Origin of the sequence: Stieleria sedimenti (genome assembly GCF_025060895.1) — a bacterium.
GTDB lineage: Bacteria > Planctomycetota > Planctomycetia > Pirellulales > Pirellulaceae > Stieleria > Stieleria sedimenti.
Genome location: NZ_JANZKV010000096.1, coordinates 27,341 through 41,258 on the forward strand (window position 1 = coordinate 27,341; position 13,918 = coordinate 41,258).

At 60.3% G+C, this 13,918-nt stretch carries 2 protein-coding genes; both read right to left on the reverse strand.

Going from position 1 to position 13,918, the window contains the following annotated elements:
* Window positions 1–123: 123 nt before the first annotated feature.
* Complete coding sequence (locus NZK35_RS13745) at window positions 124–8,835, reverse strand: DUF4347 domain-containing protein (protein WP_259633109.1); 8,712 nt, start codon at window positions 8,833–8,835, stop codon at window positions 124–126.
* 218 nt (window positions 8,836–9,053) lie between these two features.
* Window positions 9,054–13,918, reverse strand: a 4,865-nt coding sequence (locus tag NZK35_RS13750; RefSeq protein WP_259633110.1) for a cadherin-like domain-containing protein, incomplete at its 5' end; no start/stop codon positions are given.

Below are 13,918 nucleotides of genomic sequence, written 5' to 3' on the forward strand. Positions count from 1 at the left end.
GACCAGATCTGACACGCAAAAGATGTGTAGACACCAATGCTCTCTGGCAGGGTCGCGGAAGAGTGTGCGCTCGGAGCGGGAAGGGTTGCTGCGACGCCCGCGAACGCTGGACGAAGTGAACGTCTATTTCCTGCGGTTGAGCAACGCTTCGAGTCCCTCGTCCGGCGCAGCCCCAACGCTACGATAGGCCGAGAGCATGGCGATCGGATCGATGAACCGCCATGCGGGCAAGCTAGATGCGAACACTGTCATCAGGGCGCCGCCGCGTAGTGCCCAGAACACGTATCCGATGGAAAACACGCTCATCCCGGCGCCCGCGGCCCCGACGTAAACCAGCATCGGAGATTCTTCGTGCTGCTCGAGATCATCCCACTGAGTCCAGAGGATCGCTTGTCGAATGTCCTGTTGAAGCAAACGTTCCAGTTGCGTCGATTCGAATGAAGACGACCTTCCAGCGGAAACCTGGTTGTCGGAGACTCCGTACGCGTCAAAGAGCCGTCCCGCTGCACCGCCTTGCAATTCGCCGGGCAGGTCAGCGTCGACGCCCGCAGGGTTCCCCCCACCGATACTTGATGCATTCCGTGCAGCTCGTGCGGCGGCGTCCAGTGCGGCTTGGATCGCCGCGGCATCGCTGCTAGCGGACGGGTCGGTTTGAGACTCGTCTGACGAATCACTTTCGGACAACGGATCCGATGCATCTTCCGTGGCGGTTTGGCTCTCTGACGTTGTTAAAGCCTCGGGTTCGATCGTCGGATCCGAGGGCGAACGCGTCACCGGCGAATGCCCCGTTGCCGGGAGAACCTCAATCGTCACCTCGACCGCGCCACTGACCAGCAAACCATCGGTCACCGAATAGAAAAACGAATCTTGTCCAAAGAAGCCGGCGTTGGGTGTGTACGTGAACGCGCCACCGGGCTGCAATGAAAACGTCCCATGGTTCGGACCGGTCACGAGGATCGTCGACATCGCATCTCCGTCCACATCCCTGTCATTAAAAATCACTCCCGGGTCAGCCACCGACAACGTCGCAGCGGGACCAACCGCGTAGGAATCCGAGGTGGCAACGGGAGCATCGTTGACGGGGGTGATTGTCAGTTGAATCGATTGGGCAAGTGTGTCGGTTCCGCCGCCGTCATCCATCACCTGATACAAGAAGTAAGTCGGTCCGCCGTTGATACCTTCAGAGGGTTTGAACTGCATTCCCCGGATCTCTGCCAAGCTGTACGTGGACGTGGTGACGGTGGTCACCCCATCGGCCAAGAAGATTTCTCCGAGGGACGCAGACGGCACCAGGGTCACTTGATAGGTCAGTGTTTGAGTTAGTTCGTCGCTTCCGCCGCCGGGCCCGTAGTTGACCGAACCCAATCCCAGTGACGTGAATCCGGAATTCTCTAGTACCGTCAAATCATTCAACGCGCCGGCGGTCAGCACGGGTACGTCGTTGATCGGAGTGGCAGTCATCATTTTGACTCCCGTGACCGGTGGTGCCAATCCATCGTCGACGCTGGTCGCGATCGTGAAGTCGTTCGCGTAATCCGCAGTCGGCGAGAACGTGACGCCGGCCAGCAGCGCATTGACATCCGCCACCGCACCGCTGGCGGTCCAAACGCCGGCGGCAAAGGACGACGTCACCGCGCCCGACGTGCCGGTGCTCAACGATCCGGCTGCTGCGTCAGAGAGCGTCAACGTCACCGTCAAATTGGCGTCATCGATATCGCTGACCACGATGTCCGTCAGGTCCAGCGAAGCGTCCTCGGTGTAGGTTTCGGCCGCGCTCAGGTTTGTGCCCAGGGGAGCGTCGTTGATCGCGGTGATGGTCACCTTCACTGTCGCCGTGTCGGTTCCGCCGTTGCCATCATCGACTTGATAGGTGAACGAATCGATCGCCGTTTGTCCCAGCGCGAGATAATCGAACACGCCGTTGGGATCATACTGGTAGTCCCCTCCCGCAGCGACGGTCAACAGGGCTCCCGATGGCAAGGTCAGCGTCGAACCGACATTCGCCCCGCTGCCGTTGACCTGGGTGACGGTCAGCGGATCTCCCTCTCCATCGAGATCATTGCCCAGAATTCCGTCGGCCAGATTGATGGTCAGCGTGGTGTCCTGATTGGTCAGATAGCCGGTCCACTGCGGCCCGACCGTGCCAGAACCCCCATCGACGAGTGATCCCGTATTGGCATTGGCTGTCAAGTCAGCGGTGCTCGCCCCCGCCCCTTCATCAAAGCTCCAATAACCGATCAGGCCCGTTTCGGTTCCGGCCAAGGGTTGATCAACACTGGTGCGGATTTCGTTCTGAGTCCTGGAGACGTTCCAAATTCGAACTTCGTCGATCTCTCCGGAAAAATATTGCCCGACCGGGTTGTTTTGTCGGCCGCCGACGATGAAGTCATCCTTTGTTGGGTGCGCATCCCCGATGCTGCCCGAACCATAGTAGGTTTCGACCAGATTGCCGTTGACGTAAGTGCTCATCGTGCCGTTGTCATAGACCACCGAAACGTGAGTCCATTCATTGAGCGGGACGATAGACCCGGTGTCATGCCAGGCCCAACCGGGCGTGGTGTTCGCGACGGCCCACCGCAGGTTGCCCGTCGACGTGATGCCGATTTCGTACTCGCCTTCCTTGTTCAGAATGATGCTGGATGACGCCGGATAAGCATCGGGGCGAATACGGGCCTCCATGGTCAGTTGGTTGCTGACTTCCAGAACAGCGCTGACACCCATATTCACCGCGTCGTCGATGCCGTCAAATTTCAGTCCGTGGTGGTCGTCGACCGCGACCGGGTCATCATCGACGGTTGTCACAGACAGGGACCGTTGTGACGTATTGCTCGTGCCTCCGTCGCCGTCGGTCACCACAAAATCGATCGTGCGCAGCGATGAAGAGGGATCGTCCGAGACGTTGAAATAGCTGACCCGTCGTCCGACTTCCTGAGCAATCGTGGGTGTGCTGTTGCCATTAAACGTGACCACCAGCGGTGCCGTCCCCGTGCCACCGGCCAGCGTCCCGACTTGTGTGCCGCTGTGATAAACCCCCGTCCCCAGCAAGGTGATCGCACCGCCGGGCGAGATCGTCAATCGATCGTCTGCGGTGGCGTTCGTTGAAATCGTGACCGTCAATTGTCCGCCGTTGAAATCAACGGGATCCACATCCGTGATCGTCAGCAGTGAATCCACGACTGTCGCCACGGCATTTTCCGAATAAGCCGCCAGGCCTCCGGAGCTGCCGGTGACCGGCGCATCGTTCACGTCGGTCACGGTCAGGCTGGCGGTTTCAGCCGCACTGCTCAGTGCCGTGACGCTGCCGCGAACGGTCGCGTCAATTTTGGTTCCTTCCGTCCCGCTGGTTTGGTCCCAGCCATAGAAATCAAAACTGGCCGTCGTGCCTGATTCGCCGTTGGGGATGAAACGAACCAGGTCGACCGGTCGCAACAACAATGCCGATGAATCGGAGACTCCGCTGAGGGTCAACCAGGACGATCCTCCGTCGGTGGAATACTCCCAGGTGCCGTTGCCACTGGACAGCGAGGTGATCGCGACGCCTTCGATGGCTCCGCTGTCAACGTCGGTGATCCGGTCACCACCGGCGCTGGCAAGGACCGCACTGATCGTGTCGCCGGCGTTGTTGGTTTGGTCTTCATTGATCGACGTCAATGTCATGCTGCCGGTGTTGTCGACCACGGGAGCATCGTTCACGCTGGTGACAACAATGTCTGCCGATTCGATCGCCGTAGAGAACGCGGACGTGCCACCATTGGCTGCGGTGCTGACTTTCGTGCCGGCGGTTCCCGCGGATTGGTCCCAACCGCGATAGTCAAAGCTGGCGGTCGTTCCATTCTGCGCGTCGGGCACGAATCGCACCAGATCGCTGCCCCGCAACAACAGTGCCGACGCGTTAGAAACCGAACCGATGTCGGTCCAATTCGCCCCGGCGTCCACCGAGTATTGCCAAGTGCCGCCGCCACTGACCAGCGCCGTGATCGCGATCCCTTCCAATGCCCCGGCGTCCACGTCGGTCATCCGGTCACCACCGGCGCTGGCGATGATCGATGCGACGGTGTCTCCGCCGTTTGCCGTCTCGTCCTCGGTAAGAGTCGAAAGCGTCGTCGTACCCGCAGGATCATACACCGGCGCGTCGTTGACATCCGTGACCGTGATCGCAGCCGTTTCGGTGACCGAGCTGAACTCGGTGATTCCGCCGTTGGAGGACGTGTCGACTTTGGTTCCGAACGCCCCGATGGATTGGTCCCAGGCGCGGAAGGTCACATCGGCTGACGTGCCGCCGACGCCATTGGGCACCAGTCGAATCAGATCGTTTGAACGCAACAACAACGCCGACGTGTTCGATACAGCTCCGATGTCACTCCAGGATCCCCCGGCATCGGTCGAGAACTGCCAGGTGCCGTTCCCGTTGTTCCAAGACGTGATCGCAATCCCTTCGACCGCCCCGATGTCAACGTCGGTGATGCGGTCGCCACCGGCGCTCAACAGGACACTGGCGACCGTATTGCCCGAATTGGCCAGATCGTCTTCGGTGATGGACGTTAGCGTCATGACGCCGCTATTGTCCAGCACTGGTGCGTCATTGACATCCGTCACCGTGATCGAGGCAACTTCGGTGGCGACACTGTAGGGCGTCGTCGCACCGTTGATGGAGGTGTCAGCGGTGGTGCCCGCGGTTCCGGTCGCCTGATCCCAGGCCCGGAACGTGACCGTGGGCGGAGTTCCGTTCTTGGCGTCGGGAACAAAACGCAGCAGATCATTTTCGCGCAACAACAGCGCCGAGGTGTCCGACACGGTTGCGACATTCGACCACGACGAGCCACCGTCGATCGAGTACTGCCAATAACCGTTACCGTTGTCGGTTGCGGTCACCGCAATGCCTTCGACCGGTCCAAAATTGACATCGGTGATGCGATCCCCGCCGGCGCTGGCGATGATCGCAGCCACCGTATCACCGACGTTGTTGACTTGGTCTTCGGTGATGGTCGTCAGGGTCATCACCCCCGAACTGTCCAGGATTGGAGCATCGTTGACCAACAGCGAAGCCGTGTCGCTGGCGATGGAAAACGCGGTCGTCGTTCCATTGACCGAAGCATCGGCCAACGCTCCGTTAACGCCCGACGTTTGATCCCAACCTCGGAAGGTGATTGCCGAGGCGATCTGGCCGTTGTAGTCGGGGTCCGGCTGGAAATAGAGTCGTGTGCTGGCGTCGGCGGCGAGCAGTCGCGCCGAGCTGTCGCTAACCGCTCCGAGCGGATTCCAATTGGCCCCATTGTCGACCGAATAAAACCACGAACCGTTGGTCGTGTCGGCTGCCGTCACGGCGATCCCCAGCAACGCCCCGATGTCAACGTCGCTGATGTTGTCGACTTGACCGGAGGGAGAAGCGAAATCAACGAGCGAGGTAATCAACGTACCGACCGCCCCGACCGGCGCCGGGGCGTCTTCGTATTGACCGTCCAGGATCGGGCTTTCGCTTGAATCCAGAACCGGCGCGTCGTTGACATCGGTCACCGTGATGGATGCGACTTCGGTTGCCGAACTGAAGGGCGTCGCCGCCCCATTGCTGGAAGCATCGACGACGGTCCCGGCCACTCCGGACGCCTGATCCCAAGCCCGGAATGTAACCGTCGGCGCGGTACCGTTCTCCGCATCGGGCACAAACCGCAAGAAATCGCTGTCGCGCAGCAGCAGTGCCGCAGTGTCGGAAACGCTCGGGACGCTCGACCAGTTGGTGCCTCCGTCGAGCGAATATTGCCAGCTTCCGTTGCCGTTGTTGGTCGCGATCAAGGCGATCCCTTCGACCGCACCGGGATTCACGTCGGTGATCCGGTCCCCGCCGGCGGTGGCGATGATCGACGCCACGCTGTCACCCGCGTTGGTCACCTCGTCTTCGTTGATCGTTGTCAGTGTCATCGACCCGGTGTTGTCCAACACCGGAGCGTCGTTGACCAACTGAGATGCCGTATCGGTCGCGGCGGAAAACGCGGTCGTCGTCCCGTTGATCGACACATCGGCCAGAGAACCGTTGCCGCCGGTTGTTTGATCCCAGGCGCGGAACGTTAGCGCACTGGCGACCTCGCCGGTGTACCCGGGGTTGGGTTGAAAATAGACACGTGTGTTTGCATCGGCCGCCAGCAATCGGGCCGAACTGTCGCTGACCGGTCCCATCGCGATCCAATTCGATCCGCCGTCGATCGAATAGAACCAGGTTCCGTTACTCGCATCGACACCGGTCACCGCGATTCCCAGCATCGAACCGCCATCCACATCGGTGACGTTATCGAGTTCACCGGACGGCGTCGCGTCGTCGACCAACGAAGTGATCAACGTGCCCACCGCACCGACCGGTGCAGGTGCATTCTCCGCCACGCCTTCCAATTCCGGGCTGGCGGCGGAATTCAGGACGGGAGAGTCATTGACGCTCGTGACGGTGATGTCGGCGGTTTCGATCGACGTGCTGAATGCCGAACTGCCACCGTTGGTGGACGTGTCGTCCTTCGTTCCGAACGTTCCGCTGGTCTGGTCCCAGGCCCGAAAATCAAAACTCGCCGAAGTGGCGTTGCGGCCGTTGGGGACAAACCGAACCAGATCCGTGTCTCGCAGCAGAAGCGCAGAGCTGTCCGAAACGCTGCCGACGGCCAGCCAGGTGCTACTGCCGTCGGTCGAGTATTCCCAGTCACCGTTGCCATCGGCGGTCGCCGTGATCGCAATGCCTTCGAGTGATCCCGAGTCGATGTCGGTCACTCGATCACCACCGGCGCTGGCGATGATCCAAGCCACGGAGTGTCCGGCGTTGGACGATTCGTCTTCATTGATCGTGCTCAACGTCATCGTGCCAGTGTTATCCAGCACCGGAGCATTATTGCTGTTGACGATCAGATTCGACGAAAACTCGGACGTCGCGTTGGTGGTCAAGTCCGTCGCCGTTGCCGAGATGACTTCACCGACTGCGACTGCGGATCCCAGCGTCGGACTGAACGATGCATCGCCGGTTCCATCGGCCGTGACGTTCACAAAGCCCAGAAAACGCTGGCCTTCGCCGTAGCCGCTGGCGTCACCGGTCGCATTGGCAAAAAACTCAATCCGGAACGAGCGACCGGGCGTCGACGCCAGCGTGCCGACGATCGTCGTCGAGGGTCCCGATGCGACCGCCGTGAGCACAGGGAAATTCTGTAAATCGTTGGCACCGAAATCCAGGTCCGGGGTGGGAGTCAATTCGCCGTCATTGACCGTCACACCGTCGCCTCCCAAATCGATCGCCAAACCACCGTTGGAATGAATCGAGTTGCCGAGAATGGAATTGCCGGTTCCCGACGATTCAACCTGAACACCGTCGCCGACGCTGTAGGCGATCACGTTGGCTTGACCGGCTGTCGTGCCGCCGATCGTGTTGCCGGATCCGGCGATCGCAATTCCATCGCCTTGGTTGGCCAAGGCACTCATGCCGGTCGCATCGGTGCCGACGTAATTGCCCTGCACCACGGTACCACTGACCCCCGCACCGATTTCAATCCCGGCGCCATCGTTTCCACCGATCAGATTGCGATCCGCGACCGCCGCGCTGCCGATTGTATTGTTGTTGGCAACGATCGTGATCCCGTCCTGCAGATTACCCAGATCGGAACCACCACTGCTGTCGGTGCCGATGAAGTTACCGAGAATCGAGTTGCCGGTGCTGGCGATTTGGATTCCGCCGAGTTCAAACCGGTTGATCACCAGTCCCCTGATCGTGCTGCCATCGCTACCTGCGCCAAGGTCCAGGCCAAATGTCGTTCCGGCGGACGATCCGTCGAGCTGGATCTGGAGTACCGCATCGTCACCGGTCGACAACGTGTTCACCGACGAACCGGATTGGGTGTAGCCGTCGATCAAGACCGCGTCCGTGATCGTCGGGAGCGCAGTCGAAAGAGAAATCGAATGCAGCCCTGGCCCGCTGAGATTGAATTCGATGGTGTCCAACCCCGACAATGCGTTGGCATCCAAGATGGCTTGGTGCAGTGATCCGGCACCGGTGTCGTTCACATTCGTGACGGTAAACGTCGCCAACGCGCCGCTCCAGTTCTGTTGCGACTGGACATCAAACGCGACAGACGTCTCGATCGCACCCAACGTGTACTCCAAGTCCCAATCGCCGCCGAGTGCCTGGTGCCCCGTCACATCGTCGCTGGCCGCGACATCGCAATCACACAGGACCGCGATCGAATCCACCAAGGCACGTCCGTCGTCGGATCCGGCCAAGTCACATCCATACAGCAACAAGTCGGCATCGGGATCCAAGGCACCGCCCCACAAAGCGATGTCGCCCGAATACGCCCAAATCGTCTCGGAGTCCAGCCGCGCGTTGCCAAGTTGCAGCCCCTGTCGATCCCCATGGCTGACCAGATGGACCGCGTCGACACCGGAGAGTTCACCGAGCGCTTCGGTGATCTGGCGTATCCCATCTTCATCCGATGACAGACGGACGACCCACCACTGCGTTCCATCGACGGACTGGTCGCGAAGTCCGTCCAACAGCACTTCGGCGTCCTCCACCGATTCATCGATGAAGACGACTTCGAGCGGACGTGACGGATCGAAGCGAGGAGACTCGACGGACTGGCCGAGAAATGATTGTTCCGATTCGGCGACAGCAATCTCGCCGAGAGCAGAGTCGCCCCACTCGTCCGCGGCGCCTGCCGGACCCGATTCGAGCATCTGAACCAACATCGAGTCGAGAAGCTCGACGTCCGCCGGTGTATCCGCCGCACCCTCTGCAAAACCCTCTGCACTGAGCAGTATTCGGTCTTCCAGCAAGTAGAAGTCGAAAACGCGTCTGGGTTTCTTTACAGTCAAGGATTCGTTCCGGGCTTTCACAGAAGGTCGACAAACGCACATCGACCCCACATCGATCGGCAGGGCTCTTCCAAAGGTAGGATGCGAACCGGCGGAACCGGATGAGATCTTTGCTCGGTCTCGTCAATGACGGACAACCTCGACGAGGGATCTTGCCGATCGCAGTGATCAACCTGAAGTTAACGATTGCAACCCGAATGCTCCGCCAACTTTTCAACTTAGGGTGCCGCGGAATCACCTCTGCTCAATAGCGACTCCAACCCCTCGTCGAGTTTCGATTGTGAACTACGATAGGCCGACAGCATCGCGATCGGATCGATGAATCGCCATGCCGGAAGGCTCGATGCGAACACCGACATCAAGGCGCCTCCGCGCAATGCCCAGAACACATAACCGACCGAAAACACGCTCATCCCTGCTCCGGCGGCGCCCACCACCACGGTCACGGGAGACTGTTCCTGCTCCTGATAATCATCCCACTGCGTCCAAACGATCGCTTGCTGCAAATCTTGCTGAAGCAAGCGTTCGAGCTGCTCGAGTTCCGGCGAATACGAGAGAACAAAGTTTGCCGAGTTCTGAACGGTTGTGTAGGAGGCGATGAGCCGCTGCTCTGACGCCGCCAACTCATCCGCCGTGCGTTCCGCCGCAGCACGCTCCGCCGCTTCGTTTGACGACCGTTCTCCCACGCCCCCTTGAATCGGTGAAACGAGCGGAACGGCAATGGCTGATGAACTGCCCCCGTCATCGGTCGACTCACTCGCTTCGCTCTCATCGGCCGCATTGTCGGTTTCCGTTTCGAATTCCGACTCCGACTCAGACTCCGTCAGCGTTTCCGAATCCGGTGTTTCGTCCGCCACAACTTCGTCGCCCGGAAGCGGATTGGACGTGCCGTCCACCGGCGCGACAACCGGCACTTCAAGGACCACCTCGGCGACATTGCTCGAAAGCGTCCCGTCGGTGACTCGGTAAAAGAACGAGTCTTGGCCGAAGAAGCCCGCGTTCGGTGTGTAGGTGAAATTGCCGCCCGGATCCAAACTGAACGTGCCGTTGGTCGGCCCGGCAACCAACACGATCGCCAGCGTATCACCATCGATGTCGGTGTCGTTGAAGATCACCCCCGCCACTCCCACGGACAACGTTTCACCGATCGGCACCGTGAACGCTTCCCCGGTCGCCGCGGGAGCTTCATTGACATCCGTGACGGCGATCGAGTTCGTCATCGTGGTCGTCGAACCATCACTGCTCGTGGCCCGAACCGTGATCGTTTCGCTCGACGACGTTTCGTGATCCAGCGCTCCGGCGACTCGGACAATCCCCGTCGTGGTTTCGATCGAGAATCGACCGCCGGCGTCGTCGTCGAGCGAATACGTGACTGTGGCCCCAGCGTCTGCGTCGCTTGCCAGTGCGGTGATCCCGACGAGGGTTCCGGACACCGCGTCCTCGGCAACGGAATTGGCCGACGGATCAACGTCAGCAATCGCGCTGATCGCATTGTCGTTGACGGGAGTCACCGTGATGGTGAAGCTCCCGGCGATCGCCGACGCGCCGTCTTCACCGCCATCGGCGAGCGTAAACCCAAAGCCATCGCCGGCCGTCTCGCTGTCGTCGTGACTGTACGTCACGTCTCCATTGTCCAGATCCGCCTGGGTAAAGGAATCGCCGAGCGAGAGCGTTCCGAATCCCGCCAAAGTCAGTGTCCCGTTGTCGACGTCGTCCGTCAGGGTGTACGTCAAGTCCATCGAAGCGTCGTCAACGTCACTACCGCTGAGCATGCCCGGCGTGATCGCGACTCCCGTCGATCCCTCGGCAACCGTCATCCCTGTATTCGATACCAAGTTCGGTGAATCATTGACCGCAGTGATATCGACATTAACCGTTCCGATCGTTTGATCTGTTCCGCCACCGCTGCCGGTGTTGCCGCCGTCGTTGACAACGACTTGGATCGTGTCGGCGTCGTTGCCGAACGTGTGCGGCGCAGAGTGCAAGTACTGAATGTTGGCCGGCGTATCCAAGAACGTGTTCAAATCGGCGAGTGTTCCGGTCAGGGTCAGCGTGCCCGTGCCGCTGCCACCCACGGTCACTCCGCCGCCGGTCGATGCCGATAGATCGCCGCCGGTTGAAGTCGAAAGCGTGACGGTCAGGTTGCCGCCGTTCTCATCCAAGTCCGCCAGGTTGAGCGCCGAGAGATCGACGTTGCTGCTGACGTCTTCGGTGACCGTGATGTCTGTCGGCAGGCCTGCACCCGTCGGATCATCGTTGGTCGCCGCGATCGAGATGTCGCGGGTTTGCGTGTTGGAATCCACGTCTCCATCGTTGACCGTGAACGCAACGGTGCGGGTCAACGTCGATGGGTTGTCGCTGCTGTTGGTGTAGGTGATGCTCCGCAGGGCCACTTCGTACTGGGCGACCGTCGCGGTGCCGGTCAGCGTCAGCGTGCCGGCGCCCGCGTTCCAGACGCCGCTGATGCCGTTCTGATCCACGAACGTCAATACGTCTTCGCCGCTAGCGTAGTTTCCGGTGATTTGGACGACGGCAGATTCCAGGTTCGTGTCGTCGACATCGCTCAGCGCCAGCGTCGACGTGATCGCCACCGCGCCATCGTTTTCCGTGTAGGCCAACGTGCTGCCTTCGATCGATGCTTCCACCGGAGCGTCGTTGAAATTACTGACCGTCCAATTGAACGTGCTGCTGGTCGTCGTGCCGGCGCCATCATCGACGGTAAAATCGAAACTGTCCGATGAAGTTTGGCTGCCGTCGTGATCGTAGGTGATCAGGCCCGCATCGATGTCGGCCTGGGTAAACGTGTCACTGACGCTTAACGCAGAACCGAGACGGTACAGGGTTCCGTTGGCTGGCACCGCATCAACCGTGTAAACCAATTGCGAGTCCGTGTTGTCCACGTCGGTCGTTTCCAGCATCGCCGTGGTCACCGTGTTGCCGACCGAACCTTCCGGGACCGTGTCGCCGGTGTTGGTCGCCAGCACCTGTTCGTCGTTGACGGCCGTGATATCGACGTTGACCGTGCCGATCGTCTGATCCGTTCCGCCACCGGAACCTGTGTTGCCGCCATCGTTGACGACCACTTGGATCGTGTCGGCGTCGTTACCGAACGTGTGTGGCGTGCCGTGCAAGTACTGAATGTTGGCCGGCGTATCCAAGAACGTGTTCAAGTCGGCGAGTGCTCCGGTCAGGGTCAGTGTTCCAGTGCCCGATCCACCCACGGTCACTCCACCGCCGGTCGAGGCCGATAAATCGCCGCCGGTGGACGTCGAAAGCGTGACCGTCAAATTGCCACCGTTGTCATCCAGGTCCGCCAAGTTGAGCGCCGACAGATCGACGTTGCTGCTGACGTCTTCGGTGACCGTAATGTCGCTCGGCAGTCCGGCGCCCGTCGGATCATCGTTCGTCGCGGCGATCGAGATGTCACGCGTCTGCGTGTTCGAATCCACGTCACCGTCGTTGACAGTGAACGAAACCGTGCGTGTCGCCGTCGACGGGTTGTCGCTGCTGTTGGTGTAGGTGATGCTCCGCAGTGCCGCTTCGTACTGGGCCACCGTCGCGGTGCCGGTCAGCGTCATCGTCCCACTGCCCGCGTTCCAGACGCCGCTGATTCCGTTCTGGTCGACGAAGCTCAACACATCTTCGCCGCTAGCGTAGTTTCCGGTGATTTGAACCACGGCCGATTCCAGGTTTGTGTCATCACTGTCGCTCAGCGCCAGCGTCGACGTGATCGCTACCGCGCCGTCATTTTCCGTGTAGGCCAGCGTGCTGCCTTCGATGGAGGCTTCCACCGGAGCATCGTTGACATTACTGACCGTCCAATTGAACGTGCTGCTGGTCGTCGTCCCAGCGCCGTCGTCGACGGTGAAGTCGAACGAATCGCTCGTCGTTTCCGAGCCGTCGTGATCGTACGTGATCAGACCCGCATCGATGTCCGCTTGCGTGAAGGTGTCGCTGACGTTCAACGCTGAACCGAGACGGTACAGGGTTCCGTTGGTCGGCACCGCATCAACCGTGTAAACCAATTGGCTGTCCGTGTTGTCGACGTCGGTCGTTTCCAGCATCGCCGTGGCCACGGTGTTGCCGACCGAGCCTTCCGGGACCGTGTCACCGGTGTTGGTCGCCAGCACCTGCTCATCATTGACCGCGGTAATATCGACGTTGACGGTGCCGATCGTTTGATCCGTTCCACCGCCGCTGCCGGTGTTGCCGCCGTCGTTGACAACGACTTGGATCGTGTCGGCGTCGTTGCCGAACGTGTGCGGCGCAGAGTGCAAGTACTGAATGTTGGCCGGCGTATCCAAGAACGTGTTCAAATCGGCGAGTGTTCCGGTCAGGGTCAGCGTGCCGGTTCCCGATCCACCCACGGTGACTCCGCCACCGGTCGATGCCGATAGATCGCCGCCCGTCGATGTCGATAGCGTGACGGTCAGGTTGCCGCCGTTCTCATCCAAGTCACTCAGGTTGAGAGCCGACAGATCGACATTGCTGCTGACGTCTTCGGTCACCGTGATGTCACTCGGCAATCCCGTCCCCGTCGGGTCATCGTTGGTCGCCGCGATCGAGATGTCGCGGGTTTGCGTGTTGGAATCCACATCGCCATCGTTGACCGTGAACGCAACGGTGCGGGTCAACGTCGATGGGTTGTCGCTGCTGTTGGTGTAGGTGATGCTCCGCAGCGCCGCTTCGTACTGGGCCACCGTTGCCGTGCCGGAAAGCGTCAGCGTGCCGGCCCCCCCGTTCCAAACGCCGCTGATCCCATTTTGGTTCACGAACGTCAGCACGTCTTGGCCGTTGGTGTAGTTGCCAGTGATCTGAACCACGGCAGATTCCAGATTAGTATCATCGACATCGCTCAGAGTCAACGTCGACGTGATCGCCACCGCGCCGTCATTTTCCGTGTAGGCCAGCGTGCTGCCTTCGATCGATGCCTCTACCGGAGCATCGTTGACATTACTGATCGTCCAATTGAACGTGCTGCTGGTCGTCGTGCCCGCGCCGTCGTCGACCGTGAAGTCAAAACTGTCCGATGAAGTTTGGCTGCCATCATGATCGTACGTGATCAGGCCCGCATCGATGTCGG